The following is a 22,087-nucleotide window of genomic DNA, read 5'->3' on the forward strand; positions in this document are numbered from 1 at the left end:
TTCCTCTGCTTCGTGTTTCTTGTTATTCGAACGGGTGGCGCAGGACGATCGTCTCTTCGCGGTCAGGACCGGTGGAGACCATGTCGACCGGCACGCCGACCAGTTCTTCGATGCGCTTGATGTAGGCGCGGGCGTTGGCCGGCAGGGCCGCCAGCGACTTGGCGCCCACGGTGCTCTCGGTCCAGCCAGGCATCTCTTCGTAGATCGGTTCGCAACGCGCGGCTTCCTCGGCGCCGACCGGGAAGATGTCGGTCTTGACGCCATCGACCATGTAGCCGGTGCACAGCTTGAGCGATTCCAGGCCGTCCAGCACGTCCAGCTTGGTCAGGCACATGCCCGACACGCCGTTGATCTGCACCGAGCGGCGCAGCAGCGCGGCATCGAACCAGCCGCAGCGGCGGGCGCGGCCCGTCACGGTGCCGAACTCGTGGCCCACTTGCGCCAGGTGGTGGCCCACGCCGGCATCGGTCGGCAGCTCGGACGGGAACGGACCCGAACCGACGCGCGTCGTGTAGGCCTTGGTGATGCCCAGGATGTAGTGCAGCATGTTCGGGCCGACGCCGGCACCGGCGGCGGCGTTACCGGCCACGCAGTTGGACGAGGTGACGAACGGATAGGTGCCGTGGTCGACGTCCAGCAGCGAGCCTTGCGCGCCTTCGAACAGCAGGTTGGCGCCGGCCTTGTGGGCGGCGTACAGGGCGCTCGACACGTCGGTCACCATCGGACGCAGGCGCGGCACGTAGGCCAGCGCGTCGTCCAGGGTCTTCTGGTACTCGACCTTCGGTGCCTTCAGATAGTTTTCCAGCACGAAGTTGTGGTAGTCCAGGTTCTCGGCCAGCTTCTCGGCGAAACGCTTTTCGTTCAGCAGGTCGGCGACGCGGATGGCGCGGCGCGCCACCTTGTCTTCGTAGGCCGGGCCGATGCCCTTGCCGGTCGTGCCGATCTTGGCGGCGCCGCGGGCCGCTTCACGGGCCGCATCCAGCGCGCTGTGGTAAGGCAGGATCACCGGGCAGGCTTCCGACACCTTCAGGCGCGACGCGACTTCCACGCCGACCGCTTCCAGCTTGTCGATTTCGCGCAGCACGTCCGGCACGGAGACCACGACGCCGTTGCCGATGTAGCAGGCCACGCCCGGGCGCATGATGCCCGACGGGATCAGCTGCAGCGCGGTCTTCACGCCGCCGATGACGAGCGTGTGGCCCGCATTGTGGCCGCCCTGGAAGCGCACCACGCCTTGCGCGTGTTCCGTCAGCCAGTCGACGATTTTGCCCTTGCCTTCATCGCCCCACTGGGTACCGATGACGACCACGTTTTTTGCAGTGATTTTCTTTGACATCACACTCAACCTAAGTTTTTAAGAATCCAGTTACTACCACTATCGTCGAGCACCAGCGCGCGGTCGCACTCGAACTCGTCCTGTTCATTGCTGTGACCCGGCAAGGACTGGATCACGACTTCGCCGGCCCTGCGCAGCTCGGCGATCTTGTCTTTCAGTTCGGGCGCGTTGCCCCACGGCGCGCGGATCGCATGCTTGCGGTCCGCCGTCGGCAACAGGCGCGCCAGCTCGCGCAGGTCCATCGAGAACCCGGTCGCGGGACGGGCGCGGCCGAAGGCCTCGCCCACGTGGTCGTAGCGCCCGCCCCTGGCCACCGCGTTCGGCAGGCCCGGCACGTACAGCGCGAAGGTGGCACCGCTTTCGTACTGGTAGCCGCGCAGGTCCGCGAGGTCGATCGCCACGTCGGCGCGGCCGATGGCCGATGCCGCCAGCGCCGCCAGTTCGGCCAGCGCCTTGGCGATGCCCGGCACGTCCGGCAGCGCGGCGCGCGCCGTCTTCAGGATGTCGACGTCGCCGTACAGGTTCGGCAGGGCCAGCAGCGCGTCGCGCGTGGCCGGAGCAAAGCCGGCGGCCAGCTCGCGCAGGCCCGGCACGTCCTTGGCGCGCAGCAGCTGCACGATGGCGATGTGCTGCTTGCCGGCGGCCGCGTCCAGGTCGAGGATCGCGCGCAGCACGCCCACGTGGGCCAGGTCGAGCCGCACTTCCGAGAAGCCGGCCAGGTCGAGCGACGCCAGGGCGAGCTCCTGGATCTCGGCATCGGCTTCCAGGCCGGCATGGCCGTAGATCTCGGCACCGATCTGCAGCGGCTCACGGGTCGTGTGCAGGCCCGACGGACGGGTATGCAGCACCGGGCCGGCATAGCACAGGCGCGTGACGGTGGCGCGATTGAGCAGGTGGGCGTCGATGCGGGCGACTTGCGTCGTCATGTCGGCGCGCAGGCCCAGCATGCGGCCGGAGATCTGGTCGACCAGCTTGAAGGTGCGCAGGTCGGTGTCCTGGCCGGCGCCGGCCAGCAGGGATTCGACGTATTCCAGCAGCGGCGGCATCACGAGCTCGTAGCCGTAGCTGCGGAAGTTATCCAGCATCAGGCGGCGCAGTTCTTCGATCTTGCGCGCCTCGGACGGCAGGACGTCGGCGATATGTTCAGGCAAAAGCCAATTCGGCATGGGAGAACCGGTTGTTCGCGTAGTTAAAAAACGATCAAGCGCGCAGGCGCGCCACTCGGCGGCTGAGGCCGAACCGCATATTTTACGCGAAAACCGTGATAAAGAGGAAAAAAAGGCCGCTTCCGCGGCCCTTGATGCATTGGTGGCGGGCAGCTATGCCCTGGGGTTGGGGTCTGTCCCTATGGGACTGACCCAGAAGTTCGCATCCGTATCGATAACGCTGGCAAACTTCAGGGACAGTCCCCTGCGGGGACAGTCCCTTATGCCTCACTTGCCCGAACCAGCGCCCTTGAAGTACTTGAAGAACTCCGAGTTCGGATCGACCAGCATCACGTCGGCCTTGGTCTTGAACGACGAACGGTAGGCTTCCAGGCTGCGGTAGAACTTGTAGAACTCCGGATTGCGGCCGAACGCCTCGGCATAGATCGCGCTGGCCTTGGCATCGCCTTCGCCGCGGATGCGCTCGGCGTCGCGGTAGGCTTCGGCCAGGATCACCGTGCGCTGCTTGTCGGCGTCGGCGCGGATCTTCTCGGAGTCGGCCGAACCGGTCGAACGCAGTTCGTTGGCCACGCGCACGCGCTCGGCCTTCATGCGCTCATACACCGAGTTGTTGATCTGCTCGACGTAATCGACCCGCTTCAGGCGCACGTCGACGATCTGCACGCCGATCTGCTTGGCTTCCACGATCACCTTGGTACGGATCGCCTCCATCACCTTGCCGCGCTGGCCGGAGATCACTTCGCGCACGGTGCGCTTGGTGATCTCGTCGTTCAGCGCCGCCTTGACGATCTGCGACAGCCGGTCGCGCGCGCGGCCTTCGTCGCCGCTGAAGCTGACGAAGTACAGCTTCGGATCGGTGATGCGCCACTTGACGAAGGAATCGACCAGGATGTTCATCTTCTCGGCCGTGATGAAGCGGTCCGCTTCGGGCGAGTCGAGCGTCAGGATGCGCTTGTCCAGGTACAGGATGTTCTGGAACGGCGGCGGCAGCTTGAAGTGCAGGCCCGGTTCGCTGATGACCTGCCTGACTTCACCCAGCGCGAACACGATGGCGAACTTGCGCTGGTCGACCACGAAGACGGTCGACGACAGCAGCATCACGGCGATGAAGCCCGTGACGAGGAACGTAACGATGCGGTTCATTTAACGGCTCTCCCGGTCGCGCGACGATTCACGGGCGCGGTTGCTGTCGCGGCGCGGATCGGTCGAGCTCATGGTGTTCTCGGGCGGCGGCAGCAGCACGGCCGACGGTGGCGGCGCGCTGATGTTGCTGCGGTTCGCTTCGGTCGCGGCGACCTGGGCGATCAGCTTGTCCAGCGGCAGGTACAAGAGGTTGCTGCCGGCCTTGGCATCGACCATCACCTTGCTGGTGTTGGCGAAGATTTGCTGCATCGTCTCCAGGTACATGCGGTCGCGCGTGACGGCCGGGGCCTTCTGGTATTCCACCAGCACGGCCTTGAAGCGGTCGGCGTTACCCAGCGCGTTCTCGGTCACCATCGAGCGGTAGGCTTCCGCCTCCTGCTGCAGGCGGAACGCGAAGCCGCGCGCCTTCGGGATGATGTCGTTGGCGTAGGCCTGGCCTTCGTTTTTCTGGCGCTCGCGGTCCTGGCCGGCCTTGACGGCGTCGTCGAACGCGGCCTGCACCTGCTCGGGCGGCTGCACGGCCTGCATCGTCACGTTGGTGACCATCGCGCCGGACGCGTAGCGGTCCAGGATCTGCTGCATCAGCTGCTGCGTCTCGAACGCGACCTTCTCGCGGCCCTCGTACAGCACGAAGTCCATCTTGCTCTTGCCGACGATTTCGCGGATCGACGTCTCGGCCACCTGGCGCACCGTGTCTTCCGCGTCGCGGTTGTTGTACAGCCAGGCCTTCGGATCGGACAGGCGGTACTGCACGGCGAACTGGATGTCGATGATGTTCTCGTCGTCGGTCAGCATCAGCGACTCGGCGGCCTGCTTGTTGCGCACATTGGTACGGTAGCCCACCTCGACGGTGCGCACCTGCGACACGTTGACGGTCTCGTTGGCCTGGAACGGATACGGCCAGCGCCAGTTGAAGCCGGCCGGCGTCTCGTGGCTGTAGCGCCCGAACGTCGTGACGATGCCCTTCTGGCCTTCCTGCACGATGAACGCACCGCTGGCCAGCCACACCAGCACGGCGATGGTCGCGACGGCGCCGACGGTAATGCCGGCGCCCTTCAGTTCGCCACCGCCGCCGCCGCCGCCGCCGCCACCGCCGTTATTGCGGTTCTTGTTGCCGAACAGGCCGTTCAGGCGCTGGTTGAAATCGCGCCACAACTGATCGAGATCCGGCGGACCTTCACCGGGCTTTTTGCCTTCCTGGGCTTGCCTGTTGCCGTCCTTGTCCGAGCCCCAGCGGGGATCGTTCAACGACAGTTTCAGGCCTTTTCTCTTCTTGAAGTAGGAAAGAGGCATCTTATTAGTGTGTTCCGACATGGGTGAATGTGGAAATAGCGTCCGGCGCTACATCGTCCCGGGGATGGGCGTCGGCTTCCTGCTGGTCCCTGGCTGCCTCGATGATGGCGTCGCGCAGCAGGTCCAGTCCGGCTCCCGTGCGCGCGCTGATGAAAACGCGTGAAATCTTATCATATTCATCACGCTCCACGGCCGGTTCCTGCCCCGCCGCGTCGATCTTGTTCCACACCAGGATCTGGGGGATGTGATCGGCGCCGATCTCGCGCAGGACCATGTTGACCTGCTCGATCTGCTCCATCTTGACGGGGCTGGCCGCATCGACGACGTGCAGCAGCAGGTCCGCATGGATGGTTTCCTCCAGCGTGGCGCGGAACGCCGCCACCAGCTGGTGGGGCAGCTCGCGCACGAAGCCGACCGTGTCGGAAAGGACCACGTGGCCCGTCTCCTCGCCCATGTACATGCGGCGCGAGGTGGTGTCCAGCGTGGCGAACAGCTGGTCGGCGACGTACACGCCGGCCTTGGTCATCGTGTTGAACAGCGTGGACTTGCCGGCGTTGGTATAACCGACCAGCGAGACGGAGAAGGTCTTGTTGCGGCCGCGCGCGCGGCGCTGGGTCTCGTGCTGCTTGCGCAGCTTGGCCAGCCGCGCGCGCAGCATCTTGACGCGCTCGCCGATCAGCCGGCGGTCGGTCTCCAGCTGGGTTTCGCCGGGACCGCGCAAGCCGATACCGCCCTTCTGCCGCTCCAGGTGAGTCCAGCCGCGGATCAGCCGCGTGGACAGGTGCTGCAGCTGCGCCAGCTCGACCTGCAGCTTGCCCTCGTGGCTCTGCGCCCGCTGGGCGAAGATGTCGAGGATCAGGCTGGTACGGTCGAGCACGCGCACGTTCAGGCGTTTCTCGAGGTTGCGCTGCTGGGCAGGCGACAGCGCATGGTTGAAGATGACGATCTCCAGCTTCAGGTCCTGCACGGCATGGCCGATCTCGTCGGCCTTGCCGCTGCCGACGAAATAGGCTGCATCCGGACTGGAGCGTTTGCCGGTAACGGTCGTGACGGGCTCCGCCCCCGCGGAACGCGCGAGCAAGGTCAACTCCTCGATACTGGCGGCGAAGTCGCCCTGACCGAAATCGACTCCGACTAAGGCTGCGCGCATACGACGGTCAGGCGAGGTTGAAGCGAACGAGCGGGGAACGGCGTTGTCTCATCGATCAACGCGTTCACTCGGCCTCGGATTCGATGTTGAGGTTGACGGCGCGTGCGGGAACCACGGTCGAGATGGCGTGCTTGTAGACCATCTGGGTGACGGTGTTACGCAGCAGGACGACGTACTGGTCGAACGACTCGATATGGCCTTGCAGTTTGATACCGTTGACCAGGTAGATCGAGACGGGAACGTGCTCTTTACGCAGCGCATTCAGAAATGGGTCTTGTAACAATTGCCCTTTATTGCTCATAACAGCTCCAGTTTATGTTGTTGTGTTGGAATTGGAGGCGAAACGCTTGAATTCAAGTGCCGGCCACACCCCTTTTACAGAGGGAAAACGCGCCCTCCGCATGGCAGGAATGCTTTGGGGCTACTGTAACCTGTTTTCGTGTTTTATGCAGTGTCGCGGGAGATAAATCGTGTGCTTGGGGTCTGTCCCCGGTAAGGGTTGGCTGGGACGAAGTCAGCAGCGGCTTTAGGGGACTGACCCCGGTTTTTATCGCAGCAGCTTGCAAGTCGAGACGTCCACGCGGCGCCCGAAGAACCCCGCAGGTGACAGGCACCTATCTTGGGGCGTTTCCGCCCCAAGATAGGTGCCTGTCACCATGGGTCTGTTGCGGCTCGGCCGCTGCGATAAAAACCGGGGTCAGTCCCCTAGATACGTCGCTAGCGAGCGCTGAGGCCGCTACTTACCGGGGACAGACCCCTGCCAACTATTCCTTGCGCTTGTCGAAAGGATTCTTGCCGGTACGCAGCTCGATACGCAGCGGCGTGCCGACCAGGTTGAACGTGTCGCGGAAGTGCTTTTCCAGGTAGCGCTTGTACGGCTCGCTGATCGCGTCCAGCGAGTTGCCGTGGATGACGATGATCGGCGGGTTCATGCCGCCCTGGTGGGCGTAGCGCATCTTCGGCCGCATGCCGCCCTTGCGCTTGGGCTCCTGCTTCTCGACCGCCTCGGCCAGCGCGCGCGTCAGCTTCGGCGTCGACAGGTCGGCCATTGCCGCGGCGTAGGCGCCGTCCACGGACTTCATCAGCTGCACCACGCCGGTGCCCTTCAGTGCGGAGATGAAGTGGGTCTTGGCGAAGCCGAGGAAGTCCAGCTTGCGGTCCAGGTCCATCTTGATCTGGTCGCGCTGGTCGGAGGTCAGGCCGTCCCACTTGTTGACGGCGACGACCAGCGCGCGCCCGCTTTCCAGGATGAAGCCGGCGATGTGGGCGTCCTGCTCCGAGACGTCCTGCTGGGCGTCCAGCATCAGCACGACCACGTTCGCTTCCGAGATCGACTGCAGCGTCTTCACGACCGAGAACTTCTCGACCGCCTCGAACACCTTGCCGCGGCGGCGGATGCCGGCCGTGTCGATCAGCGTGTAGTGCTTGCCGTCGCGCTCGAACGGGATCTCGATCGAGTCGCGCGTGGTACCCGGCATGTCGAAGGCGATGACGCGCTCCTCGCCCACCAGCGTGTTGATCAGGGTGGACTTGCCCACGTTCGGGCGGCCCACCAGCGCCAGCTTGATGCCGCGCTCGGACGGCAGCAGCTCTTCCGCATCGCTTGGCCGCGACGCGAACGCCTTGTCCAGCGCTTCCTGCACCAGGTCGTGCACGCCGTCGCCGTGCGCGCCGGAGATCGCGTACGGATCGCCCAGGCCCAGCTCATAGAAGTCGGAGACGGCCGACGTGTACTTCATGCCTTCGGCCTTGTTCACCACCAGCAGCACGGGGCGGCCGCTCTTGCGCAGGAAGTCGGTGATGGTCTTATCGTGCGGCGTCATGCCCTGGCGGCCATCGACGAGGAACACGACCACGTCCGCTTCGGCCACGGCCTGCTTGGTCTGCAGCGCCATCTGGAACATGATGCCTTCCTTCGCGACCGGTTCGAAACCGCCGGTATCGATGACCAGGAAGGGACGTTCGCCGACGCGGCCCTCGCCATAGTGACGATCGCGCGTCAGACCTGGCAAGTCCGCCACCAGCGCGTCGCGCGAGCGGGTCAGACGATTGAATAGGGTCGATTTCCCGACGTTCGGGCGGCCCACGAGTGCAATTACCGGCTTCATTCTTTTTCAACTCAACCGCGCGAGGCGGTATCAATACTGCTTGGTGTTTAAAATTCCGCGGGCGGCCCCTGCGGCCGCCCGGTAGGGCGTTACTCGACCGCGATCGCGGCCACGGTGCCGTCCTGCGTCTGGAAGATCATGTTGGACCCCGCGACGACCGGCACCGACTTGATGGCGCTGCCGTCCACCTGGACGCGGCCCAGCATGGCGCCGTCCTCGCGCGACAGCAGGTGCACATAGCCCTGGTAGTCGCCCACGGCCACCACGCGGCCGTACGACAGCGGCGTGGACAGCACGCGGTTGGCCAGCGAGTCGTTCTTCCACGCGCTGGCGCCGGCGTCACGGCCATATGCGGCCACGGCGCCCTTGTCGTCCGCCACGAAGACGAAGCGCTGGTCGACGGCCACGCCCACGTCCGACGACGTCGGCTTGGTCCAGCGCGGCACGCCGGTCTGCACATCGAAGCAGCCGACCTTGCCCTGGTACGTGACGGCGCAGATGTCGTTGCCCAGCACGACCGGGTTGCCACCGATGTCGGACACGCGCTCCAGCTCCGTGGTACCGCGCGGCTCGGCCACCGGCACCTCGAAGCGCGGCACGCCGTTCGACAGGGCCAGCGCCAGCAGGCGCCCGGCCGGCTGCGCCACGTAGACGTTCGGCGCGGCCACCACCACACCCGGCGCATTGCGCAGGGTCAGCGGCGGCGTGGTGCGCTGGATGAACCATTTGCGCTCGCCGGTCTTGATGTCATAGGCCGTGATCTTGTTGTCCATGCTGCGCACGATCACCAGCTCGTCGCTGACGGCCGGGGCCGACAGCACTTCCGACGAAGCCTGCACCTTCCACAGCTGGCTGCCGTTGGCGGCGTCCAGGGCGATGACCTGGCCCTTGGTGCCGCCGACTGCCACCACCTTGCCGTTCGAGCCAACGCCGGCCGTGAGGTCGGTGCCGGCCTTGATGCGCCACTGCGACTTGCCGGTGGCGGCATCGAGGCGTTCGACGTTGCCGCCGTTGTCCGCCACGTACAGGCTGTTCTCGGCCAGCGCCGGCGAGAATACGTACAGGCCGGCCTTGCCGGCCGAATGCTTCCAGACGATGCGCGCCGGGATCGGCGACTTGATGTCGACCAGCTTCGCGGGCGGGTTCTTGTCCTTTTCCTTGAACGGATTCAGGGAGCCCAGGGTGCCGCAGCCGGCCGTCATTGCCAGCAGGCTTACGCCGATTACTTTTCCGGTGATACGCATAGGTTCTTGTCTGCTCCTCTTGATATGGGGCTGTCGCGCGGCCTGCTTACGCGGCCGGCTTTTCTTCCGGCAGCACGCCGCCGACGGCTTCGAATTTCAGTTCGATCAGTTGGCGTGCCGGGCTTTTCTTGTCGGTCTTGTCCAGCGCGGCCTGGTAGGCCGTGCGGGCTTCGGCCAGCTTCTGCTGGGCCGCCAGGATGTCGCCCTTGCGGTCGTTGACGCTGGCGGCGAACTGCGCCGGCATGTCGCCCGACAGCGTCTTCAGCGCCTCATCGTAAGCCTTCTCGTCCAGCAGCACGCCGGCCAGGCGCACTTTCGCCATCGCCTTGTACTCGTCGCTGCCATGCTCGATCACCCACTGCAGCTGGGCCTTGGCGGCCTTGTTGTCCTTGGCTTCGAACGCGGCCTTGGCGGCCGTCAGCGCGCCCAGTTCGGCGTACAGCGTCTTGCCGTAGCGGCTTTCGATGTCGGCGGCGGCGCGCTGCACCTTGGCGTTGTCCTTGCCCACCGCATTGCGCAGTTCGTCGTACAGGGCCGACGCCTCCGCGGCCTGGGTGCGCTGGTAGTAGTTCCAGCCGGTCCAGCCGGAGTACGCGGCGAGACCCGCCACGACGACCCAGGTCGCCGCATTGCCGTACTTTGCCCACCACGCCTTCAGGGTGGCGAGCTGTTCTTGTTCTTCGAGATCGTATGCCATGGATGCTTTTCGCCTTCAGGTTTTAATGGTGGTAATGCACGTGCTTTTGATCGTGCTCGTGTTCGTGATCGTCGCCGCCACCGACGACCTGGTCGACGATGTAGTCGACCACGTCGTCGTACGGCACGGTGGCTTGCTGCTGCTCGCCCTCTTCACCGCGCAGCGCCTTGACGTTGGCGGTCTTGTTCGCGACTTCGTCGTCGCCGATGATGACGGCGAAGGCCGCGCCGCTGCCGTCGGCCTTCTTCATCTGGCTCTTGAAGCTGCCGGCGCCCGCTGGCGTCGCGCAGTGCAGCATCACGTCCAGGCCGGCGTCACGCAGGCGCTCGCCCAGGATGAACGCCTGGATCTGCGCTTCCTCGCCCTGGTGCACCAGGTAGACGTCGCACTGGTTCGGCGCGGCCGTCTCGCCGGCCGATTTCATCAGCTCGATCAGGCGCTCGATGCCCATCGCAAAACCGACGGCCGGCGTCGGCTTCCCGCCGAACATCTCGATCAGCGGATCGTAGCGGCCGCCGGCGCAAACGGTGCCCTGCGCGCCCAGTTCGTCCGTCACCCATTCGAACACGGTGCGGTTGTAGTAGTCGATGCCGCGCACCAGGCGCGTGTTGACGACGTACGGCACGTTGTTGCGATCCAGGATCTTCTTCACGCCTTCGAAGTGGGCGCGCGATTCGTCGCCCAGGTAGTCCAGCAGCTTCGGCGCGCCATTGACCATGTCCTGCATGGCAGGATTCTTGGTGTCCAGGATGCGCAGCGGGTTGGAATGCAGGCGGCGCTTGGCTTCCGCGTCGAGGATGTCCTGGTGCTGCTCCAGATAGGCGATCAGGTCGACGCGGTGGCGCGCGCGCTCCTCGGCGTCGCCGATCGAGTTCAGCTCCAGGCGGATATTCGAGAGGCCCAGGTCGTCCCACAGGCGGCGGCACAGCATGATCAGTTCCGCGTCGATGTCCGGGCCCGTGAAGCCGACGGCTTCGGCGCCGAACTGGTGGAACTGGCGGTAGCGGCCGCGCTGCGGACGCTCGTGGCGGAACATCTGGCCCTTGTACCACAGGCGCTTCGGCCCCTCATAGGTCAGGTTATGTTCCAGCACGGCGCGCACGACGCCGGCGGTGCCCTCCGGGCGCAGGGTCAGCTGGTCGCCGTTCATCGAATCGGTGAAGGAGTACATCTCCTTCTCGACGATGTCGGTGACGGCGCCGATGGCGCGCGCGAACAGGCGCGTTTCCTCGACGATCGGCGTGCGGATGTTCTGGTAGCCGTAGCTTTGCAGGATCGATTGCGCGGTGTTCTCGAAGATCTCCCACAGGTGGGCGTCGGCCGGCAGGATGTCGTTCATCCCCTTGATCGCCACAATCTTTTCAGGTTTTTTATTGTCAGACATTGTTCTATTAAGCGGTAACTGGTGAGTAATTCTTTTGCACGTAGTCCAGCACGATCTGCTGGAATTCCTGCACGATGCCTTCGCCGCGCAAGGTGGCGACCTTCTGGCCGTCCACGAACACCGGCGCGGCCGGCGATTCGCCCGTGCCGGGCAGGCTGATGCCGATATTGGCGTGCTTCGATTCGCCCGGACCGTTGACGATGCAGCCCATCACGGCCACGTTCATCGCCTCCACGCCCGGGTACAGCTTTTTCCATTCCGGCATCTGCTCGCGCAGGAAGGTCTGGATGTCGTCCGCCAGCTCCTGGAACACGGTGGACGTGGTGCGCCCGCAGCCCGGGCAGGCGATCACCATCGGCGCGAACTTGCGCAGGCCCATCGTCTGCAGGATCTCCTGGCCCACCACCACCTCCTTGGTGCGGTCGCCGCCCGGTTCCGGCGTCAGCGAGATGCGGATCGTGTCGCCGATGCCTTCCTGCAGCAGCACGGACAGGGCGGCGGTCGAGGCGACGATGCCCTTGCTGCCCATGCCCGCTTCCGTCAGGCCCAGGTGCAGCGGGTAGTCGCAGCGCTTGGCCAGCTCGCGGTAGACGGCGATCAGGTCCTGCACGCCCGACACTTTACAGGACAGGATGATCTTGTCCTTCGACAGGCCGATTTCCTCGGCGCGCACGGCGTTCTCGATGGCCGACGTGATCAGCGCTTCGTACATCACGGCCTGCGCGCTCCACGGCTGCGCGCGGGCCGCGTTCTCGTCCATGATGCGCGCCAGCAGGGCCTGGTCCAGCGAGCCCCAGTTGACGCCGATGCGCACCGGCTTGTCGTGGCGGATCGCCACTTCGATCATCTGGGCGAACTGGGTGTCGCGCTTGGCGCCCTTGCCCACGTTGCCCGGATTGATGCGGTACTTCGACAAGGCCGCGGCGCAGTCCGGATACTCGGTCAGCAAGGTGTGGCCGTTGTAGTGGAAGTCGCCCACCAGCGGCACGTCGATGTCCATCTTGTCGAGCTGCTCGCGGATGTACGGCACGGCGGCGGCGGCCTCGGGCCGGTCCACCGTCAGGCGCACCAGCTCGGAGCCGGCGCGTGCCAGCTCCTTGATCTGGATCGCGGTGCCGACGGCATCGGCCGTGTCGGTATTGGTCATCGACTGCACGACGACGGGATTGTCGCCGCCGACCCACACCTTGCGGTTGCCGTGCGCCACCAGCACGCCATGGCTGGCGCGGCGCGGCGTGGGGCCGGACGGGATGGCCTGCGCGGACGCGGCCGGGAGTATCAGGGAAGACATGCTCGTTACACTCATCAATGCTTATTTGACCTGGACACGCGAGATCGTGCGGTTCGGCAGCTTCGGCAGGTCCAGCGGCTGGCCGCGCAGCGTCGCGCGCACCCCATCCGGGTTGCCGACCACCAGGGTCGACTGCTTGTCGATCTCGACCGTTTCGGTGCTGCCCGCCTTGACCAGGCGCGAGATCAGCGGCTTGCTGCCGGGGCTGCGCACTTCGATCCAGGAGTCCTGGTTCACCGTCAGTACCAGCGCGTTCGCACCGGCGGCGGGTGCCGCCGCGGTGGCCGGCGCCGGCGTCGCGACGACCGGCGTGGCCGGTGCCGTCGCTACCGGCGCGGGGGCCGCGGTGGTGGCCGGTGCCGTTTCGGTGACCGGTGCGGCTGGCGCAGTCGCGACCGGCTGCTCAGCCGTCGCCGGTGCCGGCGTGGTCGGCTGCACCAGCGGCACGTGCGGCGCCGGCAACGCCGTCGTGGCCGTGCCCGGCTGGGACGCCACCGGGGCCGGATCGGCGGCACTGCTGGAGCGTTTGAACAGGTCGGTCGAGATGACGCCCGACTGCCAGGCGGCGGCCGCGGCAGCCAGCACCAGCACGACGGCGCCGCCAACCAGCCAGCGCGTGGGCTTCGGCCGGCTTTCCGTCAGCGACGGGAAGCGCGATTCGCTGAACGATGTCGAGATCTTTTCGCGCCGCACGGTGCCGTGGTCGGCCGTGGGGGCGACGGTGGGCGTCACTTCGATCTGCGCCACCAGGGGCGCCGGATCGAGCCGCACCACCTTGGCATAGGCGCGGATGAAGCCGCGCGTGACGGCCATGTTCGGCAGCGACGCATAGTCGCCCTGCTCGATCGCCACCACCTGGCGCGGCGCCAGCTTGAGCTGGTCGGCGATCTGGTCGATCGAAAGACCCATCGCCTGGCGCTGGGCTGCCAGCTGTGCTCCGGGCGCCTGAGCCTGCTGGTTATTAGGCTGTTCCTGCCGTTCTGAATCCATTGTTACCCCTGTATCACTCATCAAACGCCCCACGTTGATACGCAGCATACTCGGGCGAGGCGGCATGGTGGCGGCGCAATTGCGTCACCCACCCCTGCTCCGCGCCAGTGTCCCCCATCTTATGCTGCACCCTGATCGCCAGCCACAATACGTCGGCCGGCAGGCTGTCGGCCCTGGCGACCTTGCCCAGCCGGGTGATAAAGAAATTCGCGCGCACGTAGTCGCGGCGCTCATAATAAACCCGCGCCAGGCTGGCATTCGTCGACGGCTGGTCCGGTGTCAGCTGCAGCGCCTGCAGCAGGTACTTCTCGGCCGTGTCGAACTCGCGTGCCTTGAGCGCGCAGTTGCCCGCGTTGTTCAGCGCCTTTTCCGGCGAGGCATACTGCCGGCTGGCCAGCGCGGTGTCGAAATACTTGAACGATTCCTTGACCCGGCCGTTCTGGCACAGGAAGGAGCCGTAGTTGTTGGCGATGTCCGGATTGCCGGGCGCCAGCTGCAGCGCATGGCGGAAGTTGTCGTCCGCCAGGGCCGTTTCGCCCATCGCCATGTAGATCAGCGCGCGCATGCCCCACGCATCCGCGTAGTCGGGGTCGGCGGCGACGGCTTTCTTGATCTCGTCCAGCGCGATCGGCAGCTGGCCCTGCTCGTAATAGCCGACCGCCAGCTGCATGCGGATCTGGGCGCGCTTCTGCGCCGCCGTCGTATCCGACAGGGTGGGCAGGTCCTTGCCGCTGCTGGCGGCGTCCCCGGCGCCCGCGCACGCCGCCAGCAGCCCGGCCATGCCGAGGGCCGCCAGGAGCGCCGTGCTGCGCTGGGCGAAGGACGTCATCAGGACCGGATCTCCACGATCTTGCCGAAGTTGGCACCGAATTTCTGCTGGTATTCCGTCATCTTTTCCATGCGTTCCTGCACGCGGGTGCGGTCCTTGACCTCGCCCGCCAGCTGGCCGCAGGCGGCGTCGATATCGTCGCCGCGGGTCTTGCGGATCGTCGTCACGATGCCCGCGTTCATCAGGATTTCCGAGAACGCCTTGATACGGGGGTTCTTCGAACGCGTCAGGCCCGATTCCGGGAACGGATTGAACGGAATCAGGTTGAACTTGCAGTTGACGCCGTACTCGGGGTGGTTCACCAGCGCGATCAGTTCGCGGGCATGCTCGTCGCTGTCGTTGAAGCCGTCCAGCATGCAGTATTCGAACGTGATGAAGTCGCGCGGCGCGTATTCCAGGTAGCGCTTGCAGGCCGCCAGCAGCTCGGCCAGCGGGTATTTCTTGTTCAGAGGCACCAGGCCGTTGCGCAGCTCGTCGTTGGAGGCGTGCAGCGACACGGCCAGCGCCACCGGCACGTCCTGCGCCAGCTTGTCGATCATCGGCACCACGCCGGAAGTGGACAGGGTGACGCGGCGGCGCGACAGGCCGTAGGCGTTATCGTCCAGCATCAGCTTCAGCGCGGTGGCGGTCGGCTCGTAGTTCAGCAGCGGCTCGCCCATGCCCATCATGACGACGTTGGTGATCTGGCGCTCGCCCTTCGGGCCCGGTTCGATGCCCTTGGTGCGGCGCAGCTCGAACTCGGCCATCCACAGCTGGCCGATGATCTCGGCCACCGTCAGGTTGCGGTTGAAGCCCTGCTTGCCCGTCGAGCAGAAGCGGCAGTTGACGGCGCAGCCGGCCTGGGTGGAAATGCACAGGGTGCCGCGGTTTTCTTCCGGGATGAACACGGTCTCGACGGCATTGCCGTTGCCGACGTCCACCAGCCATTTGCGGGTGCCGTCGGAGGACGTGTGGTCGCTGATGATGGCGGGAGCCGTGATGTGCGCGCGCGTCTTGAGCTTCTCGCGCAGCGACTTGGCCAGGTCGGTCATGCTGTCGAAGTCGGATGCACCGAACTGGTGGATCCAGCGTTGCAGCTGTTTTGCACGGAACGGCTTCTCACCCAACTGAGCACAGTAATCGATCAGTTGCGCGGGATCCAGGTCCAGCAGGTTGGTGAGCGTCGTTTCCATAAGCAGATTTCAATACCATTTCAAAACGCCCGCACCCCGGACGGTGCCCGGGGCGCGCGCGGTACAACTCTACAGCAGGCAAAGCGCCTGCGACTGCGCCGTTATCGCCGCAGCGATTAACGGGAGTACACGTTCAGTGCTGGGAAGAAGTAAGCGATTTCCACAGCGGCCGTTTCGGCGGCGTCCGAACCGTGCACGGCGTTGGCGTCGATCGAGTCGGCGAAATCGGCGCGGATGGTGCCTTTGTCGGCCTTCTTCGGATCGGTAGCGCCCATCAGGTCGCGGTTCTTGGCAATGGCGCCTTCGCCTTCCAGGACGGTGACCATGACCGGGCCGGAAACCATGAAGTCGACCAGGTCCTTGAAGAACGGACGGGCAGCGTGCACGGCGTAGAAGCCTTCGGCTTCAGCGCGCGACAGTTGGGTCATGCGAGCAGCCACGATCTTCAGGCCAGCGCCTTCGAAACGGCTGTAGATCTGGCCGATTACGTTCTTCGCGACTGCGTCTGGTTTGATGATCGACAGGGTGCGTTCGATTGCCATTATGAAAAACTCCAATAAAAAGAAAGGTTTAAAACAAAATTGATTTCTGGATCAACCTTTGATTTTACCATACAACACCCCATATACTATGCATATAGGGGCGGAAGATGGCGCGACAAGCGGTGAAATCCGCGCGGCAGCCCCCTGTACCACCGCTGCGGCGGGCCGACCGGCTGGGGAGCACGGTCGCCCGGCGGCAGTCGGCGGCGGTGCGGGGTGTGGCCAACGACAGACCATCCCGGCGGGCGCAAGCCCTTTTCCCGGCACCGCGGACCACCGCGCGTGCTATGCTTTGGCAAGGGTACACCGTACCGATCCAAAAGGAGTGCAATGATGGAATACAATCTAAACAAGAGCTTTGACCAGTCCGCGGGCCGCCTGGCGACCCGCAACAGCGTGCTGCGCAATACGTACTGGCTGCTGGCGCTGTCGATGATCCCGACCGTGCTGGGCGCAGCCATCGGCGTGATGTTCGGCGTGCCGATGCCGCGCGGCTTCATGGGCGCCCTGCTGTTCCTGGGCGTTGCCTTCGGCTTCATCTGGGCCATCGAGAAAAACAAGCACAGCGGCGTGGGTGTCGCGTTGCTGCTGGGCTTCACCTTCTTCATGGGCCTGATGCTGACGCCGCTGCTGACCCGCACGCTGGGCTACGGCAATGGCGGCACCCTGATCATGCTGGCGTTCGGCGGTACCGCGTCGATCTTCGCCGTGCTGGCCAGTATCGCGACGGTATCCAAGCGCGATTTCAGCGGCGTGGCCAAGTTCGCGTTCGTGGGCCTGGTGCTGATCATCCTGGCTTCGCTGGCAAACATCTTCTTCCAGATCCCGGCGCTGACGCTGACGATCTCGGTGCTGGCCATCGGCATCTTCTCCGCGTTCATCCTGTATGACGTGCAGCGGATCGTGAACGGCGGCGAAACCAACTACATCAGCGCCACGCTGGCGTTGTACCTGGACGTGTACAACATCTTCACCAGCCTGCTGCAGATCCTGGGCTTCACCAGCGGCAGCCGCGAGTAAACACTAATCGCTCTCGAAAAAGCCGGCCTCGTGCCGGCTTTTTTTCGTCTCGCCTGCGGCCGCGCCGGGAACTTCCGCCCGGCGTAAAGTTCCGTACCGAGGCGTGAGGCATCCTAAACGGCGCCAACGCCGGCCTCCTATGATGACGGCACCGTTACCTCATCAGGAGCTTGTCATGACGCATCCGTTGTTCCGCCCGCTCGCCGTCATATCGCTGTGCCTGACCACCCTGCCGAACACCGCCCTCGCACGTGCCGGCGGCACGGCGGATGCCGCCATCGGCAACGTGCGGCTGGGCGTGCTCGACCTGACGCCGGCCGACGGCCTGGCGGCTGGCTTCGACCTGCTGGCGGTCGCACCGTCGCTGTACGCCAGCCTGAACGCGGCACCGGCCGAGTATTACGCCGCCGGATCGCCCGGGCCAGGCATCGCCGCCACGGTCGCCGTCGGCTTCGGCGCCAGCGGCGGCACGGCGGCAACCAGCGGCGCGCTGGCCGACGTGGCCGCGCACGCGACAGGCGCCGCCAATCTGGGCGAATACGGCTATGCGGCAGCTTCCGGCAACCAGGAAGTCAGGCTGACATTACACCCGTACAGCGTGCTGACCGTCGCGGGCCACCTGTCTTCCCAGGCCGCGCGCGACGCCGACGCCTGGCACTACGACGCGGTCGGCATGACCAGCATCAGCATCGTCGACGCCAACGGCTACACGTACACGCAGCACACGCGCCAAAGCCTGTCGTATGCGGACTGGCCGGCGCACATGGCGATCGAGGAGGATTTCACGCTGGCCTACGCCAACGGCGGCGCCGAGGCGCAGGCGGTGACGCTGTATTTCCAGACCTGGTCGAACGTGACGCGGATCGCCGCGCCGGTGCCGGAGCCGTCGATGGCGGCGCTGCTGGCTGCCGGCGCACTGTGCCTGGTCGGCTGGCGATCGGGCTGGCGCTCGCGGGCGCCAAAACGACAACGCCGCCCGGTTGCCTGGGCGGCGTGTCCATGGCGCAAGCGGTGCCCGGCTTAGACCAGGTCGAACACCGCCATCGACTCCACGTGCGAGGTGTGCGGGAACATGTTGACGACACCGGCCTGCTTCAACGCATAGCCGGCGCGGTGCACCAGCACGCCGGCGTCGCGCGCCAGCGTGGACGGGCTGCACGAGACGTAGACGATGCGGCGCGGCAGCAGCCCGGGGTGGGTTTCCTTCAGCTCCGCCAGCGCCAGCACCAGCGCCATCGCGCCGTCGCGCGGCGGGTCGATCAGCATGCGGTCGAACCTGCCCAGGGCGATCAGGTCGTCCTTGGTGATCTCGAACAGGTTGCGGGTCGAGAACGAGGTTTTCGCATCCAGGCCGTTGACCTTGGCATTGGCCAGCGCACGCTCCGTCAGCGCCGTGCTGCCCTCGATGCCGACCACCTCGCGCGCCTGCGTCGCCAGCGGCAGCGTGAAGTTGCCCAGGCCGCAGAACAGGTCGGCGACACGGTCGGTCGGCTGCACTTCCAGCAGGCGCAGCGCCTTGTGCACCAGCACGCGGTTGATGTGGTGGTTGACCTGCGTGAAATCGACCGGCTTGAACGGCATGCGCACATTGAACTCGGGCAGCAGGTAGTGCAGCTGCTTGTCCAGCGGATAGAACGGATACGCGGTATCCGGGCCTTTCGGCTGCAGCCACCACTGGATGTCGTACTGGTCGGCGAAGGCTTTCACCTTGACTTCGTCGTCGGCCGTCAGCGGTTCCATATTGCGCATCACCAGCACCGTCAGGTCCTCGCCGATGGCCAGCTCGATCTGCGGCACCTTGTCGAAGATCGACAGGGAGCCGATCAGGGCGCGCAGCGGCATCATCATGTCCGACACATGCTTCGGCAGGATCTGGCAGCTCTGGATGTCGGCCACGTAGACGGATTTCTTCTCGTGGAAGCCCACCAGCACCGTGCCCTTCTTCGCCACGAAGCGCGAGGACAGGCGGGCGCGATAGCGGTAGCCCCAGGTCGGGCCGTACATCGGCCGCATCATCAGTTCCGGCTTGACCTTCGACAGGTGCCACAGGTTATCCTCCAGCACGCGCTGCTTGATCGCCACCTGCGCGGACGGCTCCAGGTGCTGCATCGAGCAGCCGCCGCAGTAGTCGAAGTGGACGCATTTCGGCTGCACGCGCAGCGCCGATTCGCGGTGCAGCTGCGTCATGCGCGCCGCTTCCCAGTTCTTCTTCTTGCGGAAGGTCTCGAAGCTGACGCGCTCGCCCGGCAGCGCGCCTTCCACGAATACCACCTTGCCCGGCGTGCCGTCTTCGTTGTCCTGCATATGACCGACGCCACGCGCGTCCATGTCGAGCGATTTGATATCGATGATGTTTTCTTGCATGAGAGTCTCGGTTGGCGCCTGCGACGGCATGCGGCGGCGCGGGGGAAGGCGATTCGGAAGGGCGATATGATAGCAGAGATGTAGGGACGGATCGAGGTAGACCCTAGGTGACAGGCACCAATCTTGGGGTCGAAGACCCCAAGATTGGTGCCTGTCACCGGTGTTGCGGTGCTAACAGCGGTCGGATGCCTTCAGAGCAGCGAATCGCGCACGACGCCGCGTGCGGCCATTGCGCGCTTGAGCTTGACCAGCGCTTCCTGCTGGATCTGGCGCACCCGCTCGCGCGTCACCCCCATTTCCTCGGCCAGCGTCTCGAGGGTGGCCGGATCGTCGTTGTCCAGGCCGAAACGGCGCATGATGACGATGCGCTGCTTGTCCGGCAGCTTCATCAGCCAGTCGCGCACCAGTTGCGTCATCTCGTGGTGTTCCGCGCGCGCGTCCGGACTGTCGTCGGCGTCGCCGGGCAGCATGTCCATCAGCGACGACTGCGGGTCGTTGTCCAGCGGCGCATCGAGCGAGGTGGCGTGCTCGGACAGCGCCAGGATGTCCTGCACCTCCTCGACCGGGCGGCCGACCAGTTCGGCGATGTCCTCGGCCGTCGCATCCTTGCCGTTGTGGTGCTGTGCTTCCAGCGCGTATTTGCCGCGCAGGATCTGGTTCAGCTCGCGCACCATGTGCACGGGCAGGCGCACGGTGCGGGCCTGGTTCATGATGGCGCGCTCGATGCTTTGCCTTATCCACCAGGTGGCATAAGTGGAAAAGCGGAAGCCGCGCTCCGGCTCGAACTTGTCGATGGCGCGCATCAGGCCGATATTGCCCTCCTCGATCATGTCGAGCAGGACCACGCCGCGGTTGATGTAGTGCTTGGCGATGGAGACGACGAGCCGCAGGTTGTGCTCGATCATTTTCTGGCGTGCGGCGAAGTCGCCGGCCTTGGCCAGGGTGGCGTAATGCACTTCCTGCTGCGCCGTCAGCAGCGGCCGCGTGCCGATCTGGTTCAGGTAGTGCTGGGTAGTGTCGGTGGACAGCTCGGCGGCCAGCACCTTTTTCAGTTCATCGACGGTTTCCAGCACCGTCGCCGCTTCGGCGACGGTGCCATTGCCGTCGAGCCCGCTATCAAGCCCGCTATCGAGCCCGTCGCCTTCGTCGATCCGCTCCGCCGGATAATCGTCCGGTAGTGAATCTTCTTCCAGATGATCGTGCGGCGAGCTTGTCATGGCGGTCCCTAGCGGTTGGGCAGGAATTTCGACGGATCCACCGGCTTGCCCTGCTGCCTTATCTCGAAGTGCAGCTTGACCGTGTCCGAATCGGAATCCCCCATCTCGGCGATGGCCTGGCCGCGGTTGACCGTCTGGCCTTCCTTGACGAGGATGGACCGGTTGTGGGCATATGCGGACAGCAGGCCGTTACTGTGCTTCACGATGACGAGATTACCATAACCGCGAATGCCGCTGCCGGCATACATCACCTTCCCTGCACCTGCCGCAAGCACCTGCTGGCCGGGCCGGCCGGCGATGTCGATGCCCTTGTTCTTGCCTTCGTCGAAACCGGCGATGACCTTGCCGTCCGAAGGCCAGGTCCAGCTGACTTCGCGATCCTCGGCGCTGAGCGCCGGTGCCGCCGGCGCCGACGGCTTGATGCTGGCGACCTGCGTCGGCTTCGTCGCCGGCGCATCCGGCTTGCCGTCGCCGTCCTTGTCGACCTTCTGCAGGTCGACCAGGGCGCCTTCCGTGTACGGCTTCTTGTCGGCTTTCGGTTCCGTCTTCTTCGGCGGCGCTGGCGTCGTGACCTTGGTCTCCGGCGGCATCACGACGGCGGCGGTACGCACGCCCGGCGCATCCTCCGGCGGCGCCACGCGCAGCACCTGGTCGACCTTGATGTCGTTCGGGTTCGCCAGGTTGTTCCAGGCCACCAGGTCACGGTAGTTCTGGCCGTGATCGAGCGCGATGCGCAGCAGCGTGTCGCCCTTGCGCACGGTGTAGTAGCCGTCACGGTCCTTCTGGTCCTGGACGGGCGCTGCGGGCGGTGCCGGGGTATGGCGCACGATGGGACGCTCGATCACGGGTGCCTGGTTCGGCGGGGAAGTACAGGCGCTCAGCACCGCGAGCGGCAGTAACATCAACAGGGAACTTTTTTTCGTCATACTCATCTGATCTTCTAATAGTTCATTCTCTACCCCGCCGGACCGCAGCCCGGCAGGCTTGTGGGCAGGCATGTACGCACGTATGTGACCCTGCCCGGGACCGGTGCTGATCCCAGGCGTACGCAAATTCGTTCGAGGCCCATCGTCGCGGGCCATTGCACGCGACCGGCTTGCCGCAACCGTCATGGCGCGCGTTCCCGCAGCTGCAAGGGCGA

20 protein-coding genes are annotated in these 22,087 nt (G+C 65.3%); 2 read left to right on the forward strand and 18 right to left on the reverse strand.

Features of this window, described 5'->3' with window-relative positions:
* Positions 1-22: 22 nt before the first annotated feature.
* The 15 genes from E7V67_018875 to ndk all read right to left on the reverse strand — a co-directional run bounded on the left by E7V67_018875 (position 23) and on the right by ndk (position 16,345).
* Positions 23-1,336, reverse strand: coding sequence for an adenylosuccinate synthase (locus tag E7V67_018875; protein WUR11752.1), 1,314 nt, complete (start codon positions 1,334-1,336; stop codon positions 23-25).
* Between the two features lie 5 nt (positions 1,337-1,341).
* On the reverse strand, positions 1,342-2,502 hold the full coding sequence (locus tag E7V67_018880) for an ATP phosphoribosyltransferase regulatory subunit (GenBank protein ID WUR11753.1): 1,161 nt from the start codon (positions 2,500-2,502) through the stop codon (positions 1,342-1,344).
* A gap of 267 nt (positions 2,503-2,769) precedes the next feature.
* Complete coding sequence (gene hflC / locus E7V67_018885) at positions 2,770-3,645, reverse strand: protease modulator HflC (protein WUR11754.1); 876 nt, start codon at positions 3,643-3,645, stop codon at positions 2,770-2,772.
* Entirely contained in the window at positions 3,646-4,938 is a 1,293-nt protein-coding gene (hflK, locus tag E7V67_018890; GenBank protein ID WUR11755.1) for an FtsH protease activity modulator HflK, read from the reverse strand.
* Between the two features lie 4 nt (positions 4,939-4,942).
* Positions 4,943-6,088 carry a GTPase HflX gene (gene hflX / locus E7V67_018895; protein WUR11756.1) on the reverse strand — a complete coding sequence of 382 codons (1,146 nt, stop codon included), beginning with the start codon at positions 6,086-6,088 and terminating at the stop codon, positions 4,943-4,945.
* 64 nt (positions 6,089-6,152) lie between these two features.
* Positions 6,153-6,389, reverse strand: coding sequence for an RNA chaperone Hfq (hfq, locus tag E7V67_018900; protein ID WUR11757.1), 237 nt, complete (start codon positions 6,387-6,389; stop codon positions 6,153-6,155).
* A gap of 463 nt (positions 6,390-6,852) precedes the next feature.
* Positions 6,853-8,196: a ribosome biogenesis GTPase Der gene (gene der / locus E7V67_018905; protein WUR11758.1), complete on the reverse strand. Its 1,344-nt coding sequence runs from the start codon at positions 8,194-8,196 to the stop codon at positions 6,853-6,855.
* An 89-nt stretch (positions 8,197-8,285) separates the two neighbouring features.
* Positions 8,286-9,440, reverse strand: coding sequence for an outer membrane protein assembly factor BamB (bamB, locus tag E7V67_018910; protein WUR11759.1), 1,155 nt, complete (start codon positions 9,438-9,440; stop codon positions 8,286-8,288).
* A gap of 46 nt (positions 9,441-9,486) precedes the next feature.
* Positions 9,487-10,137, reverse strand: coding sequence for a tetratricopeptide repeat protein (locus tag E7V67_018915; GenBank protein WUR11760.1), 651 nt, complete (start codon positions 10,135-10,137; stop codon positions 9,487-9,489).
* Between the two features lie 22 nt (positions 10,138-10,159).
* Positions 10,160-11,521, reverse strand: coding sequence for a histidine--tRNA ligase (gene hisS / locus E7V67_018920; GenBank protein ID WUR11761.1), 1,362 nt, complete (start codon positions 11,519-11,521; stop codon positions 10,160-10,162).
* 7 nt (positions 11,522-11,528) lie between these two features.
* Positions 11,529-12,812, reverse strand: a complete 1,284-nt coding sequence (gene ispG / locus E7V67_018925) for a flavodoxin-dependent (E)-4-hydroxy-3-methylbut-2-enyl-diphosphate synthase (protein ID WUR11762.1) — start codon at positions 12,810-12,812, stop codon at positions 11,529-11,531.
* Between the two features lie 21 nt (positions 12,813-12,833).
* Entirely contained in the window at positions 12,834-13,802 is a 969-nt protein-coding gene (locus E7V67_018930; protein ID WUR11763.1) for a DUF4115 domain-containing protein, read from the reverse strand.
* A gap of 13 nt (positions 13,803-13,815) precedes the next feature.
* Positions 13,816-14,631 carry a type IV pilus biogenesis/stability protein PilW gene (gene pilW / locus E7V67_018935; protein WUR11764.1) on the reverse strand — a complete coding sequence of 272 codons (816 nt, stop codon included), beginning with the start codon at positions 14,629-14,631 and terminating at the stop codon, positions 13,816-13,818.
* On the reverse strand, positions 14,631-15,803 hold the full coding sequence (gene rlmN / locus E7V67_018940) for a 23S rRNA (adenine(2503)-C(2))-methyltransferase RlmN (GenBank protein WUR11765.1): 1,173 nt from the start codon (positions 15,801-15,803) through the stop codon (positions 14,631-14,633). The genes pilW and rlmN overlap by 1 nt, the downstream gene beginning before the upstream one ends.
* Positions 15,804-15,919: 116 nt before the next feature.
* Complete coding sequence (ndk, locus tag E7V67_018945; GenBank protein ID WUR11766.1) at positions 15,920-16,345, reverse strand: nucleoside-diphosphate kinase; 426 nt, start codon at positions 16,343-16,345, stop codon at positions 15,920-15,922.
* 333 nt (positions 16,346-16,678) lie between these two features.
* Here ndk and E7V67_018950 point away from each other — a divergent pair, with 333 nt between their 5' ends.
* Complete coding sequence (locus tag E7V67_018950; GenBank protein ID WUR11767.1) at positions 16,679-17,365, forward strand: Bax inhibitor-1/YccA family protein; 687 nt, start codon at positions 16,679-16,681, stop codon at positions 17,363-17,365.
* 175 nt (positions 17,366-17,540) lie between these two features.
* Positions 17,541-18,389: a hypothetical protein gene (locus tag E7V67_018955; GenBank protein WUR11768.1), complete on the forward strand. Its 849-nt coding sequence runs from the start codon at positions 17,541-17,543 to the stop codon at positions 18,387-18,389.
* Here the strand turns inward: E7V67_018955 and rlmD are convergent.
* The 3 genes from rlmD to E7V67_018970 all read right to left on the reverse strand — a co-directional run bounded on the left by rlmD (position 18,386) and on the right by E7V67_018970 (position 21,872).
* On the reverse strand, positions 18,386-19,729 hold the full coding sequence (gene rlmD, locus E7V67_018960; protein ID WUR11769.1) for a 23S rRNA (uracil(1939)-C(5))-methyltransferase RlmD: 1,344 nt from the start codon (positions 19,727-19,729) through the stop codon (positions 18,386-18,388). The genes E7V67_018955 and rlmD overlap by 4 nt on opposite strands.
* Before the next feature lie 191 nt (positions 19,730-19,920).
* Entirely contained in the window at positions 19,921-20,946 is a 1,026-nt protein-coding gene (gene rpoS, locus E7V67_018965; GenBank protein ID WUR11770.1) for an RNA polymerase sigma factor RpoS, read from the reverse strand.
* A gap of 8 nt (positions 20,947-20,954) precedes the next feature.
* On the reverse strand, positions 20,955-21,872 hold the full coding sequence (locus E7V67_018970; protein WUR16312.1) for a peptidoglycan DD-metalloendopeptidase family protein: 918 nt from the start codon (positions 21,870-21,872) through the stop codon (positions 20,955-20,957).
* Between the last annotated feature and the right edge of the window lie 215 nt (positions 21,873-22,087).

The organism is [Empedobacter] haloabium, assembly GCA_008011715.2.
GTDB lineage: Bacteria > Pseudomonadota > Gammaproteobacteria > Burkholderiales > Burkholderiaceae_D > Rugamonas > Rugamonas haloabia.

What these genes read in the sequence shown, in the direction of transcription:
- E7V67_018875 (WUR11752.1), bottom strand. Translation starts at nt 1,336, where the DNA reads ATGTCAAAGAAAATCACTGCAAAAAACGTGGTCGTCATCGGTACCCAG.
- der (WUR11758.1), bottom strand. Translation starts at nt 8,196, where the DNA reads ATGAAGCCGGTAATTGCACTCGTGGGCCGCCCGAACGTCGGGAAATCG.
- E7V67_018970 (WUR16312.1), bottom strand. Translation starts at nt 21,872, where the DNA reads ATGACGAAAAAAAGTTCCCTGTTGATGTTACTGCCGCTCGCGGTGCTG.
- hflC (WUR11754.1), bottom strand. Translation starts at nt 3,645, where the DNA reads ATGAACCGCATCGTTACGTTCCTCGTCACGGGCTTCATCGCCGTGATG.
- E7V67_018930 (WUR11763.1), bottom strand. Translation starts at nt 13,802, where the DNA reads ATGGATTCAGAACGGCAGGAACAGCCTAATAACCAGCAGGCTCAGGCG.
- E7V67_018955 (WUR11768.1), top strand. Translation starts at nt 17,541, where the DNA reads ATGACGCATCCGTTGTTCCGCCCGCTCGCCGTCATATCGCTGTGCCTG.
- rpoS (WUR11770.1), bottom strand. Translation starts at nt 20,946, where the DNA reads ATGACAAGCTCGCCGCACGATCATCTGGAAGAAGATTCACTACCGGAC.
- E7V67_018950 (WUR11767.1), top strand. Translation starts at nt 16,679, where the DNA reads ATGGAATACAATCTAAACAAGAGCTTTGACCAGTCCGCGGGCCGCCTG.
- hfq (WUR11757.1), bottom strand. Translation starts at nt 6,389, where the DNA reads ATGAGCAATAAAGGGCAATTGTTACAAGACCCATTTCTGAATGCGCTG.
- ispG (WUR11762.1), bottom strand. Translation starts at nt 12,812, where the DNA reads ATGTCTTCCCTGATACTCCCGGCCGCGTCCGCGCAGGCCATCCCGTCC.
- hflK (WUR11755.1), bottom strand. Translation starts at nt 4,938, where the DNA reads ATGCCTCTTTCCTACTTCAAGAAGAGAAAAGGCCTGAAACTGTCGTTG.
- pilW (WUR11764.1), bottom strand. Translation starts at nt 14,631, where the DNA reads ATGACGTCCTTCGCCCAGCGCAGCACGGCGCTCCTGGCGGCCCTCGGC.
- E7V67_018915 (WUR11760.1), bottom strand. Translation starts at nt 10,137, where the DNA reads ATGGCATACGATCTCGAAGAACAAGAACAGCTCGCCACCCTGAAGGCG.
- ndk (WUR11766.1), bottom strand. Translation starts at nt 16,345, where the DNA reads ATGGCAATCGAACGCACCCTGTCGATCATCAAACCAGACGCAGTCGCG.
- rlmD (WUR11769.1), bottom strand. Translation starts at nt 19,729, where the DNA reads ATGCAAGAAAACATCATCGATATCAAATCGCTCGACATGGACGCGCGT.
- hisS (WUR11761.1), bottom strand. Translation starts at nt 11,521, where the DNA reads ATGTCTGACAATAAAAAACCTGAAAAGATTGTGGCGATCAAGGGGATG.
- E7V67_018880 (WUR11753.1), bottom strand. Translation starts at nt 2,502, where the DNA reads ATGCCGAATTGGCTTTTGCCTGAACATATCGCCGACGTCCTGCCGTCC.
- bamB (WUR11759.1), bottom strand. Translation starts at nt 9,440, where the DNA reads ATGCGTATCACCGGAAAAGTAATCGGCGTAAGCCTGCTGGCAATGACG.
- rlmN (WUR11765.1), bottom strand. Translation starts at nt 15,803, where the DNA reads ATGGAAACGACGCTCACCAACCTGCTGGACCTGGATCCCGCGCAACTG.
- hflX (WUR11756.1), bottom strand. Translation starts at nt 6,088, where the DNA reads ATGCGCGCAGCCTTAGTCGGAGTCGATTTCGGTCAGGGCGACTTCGCC.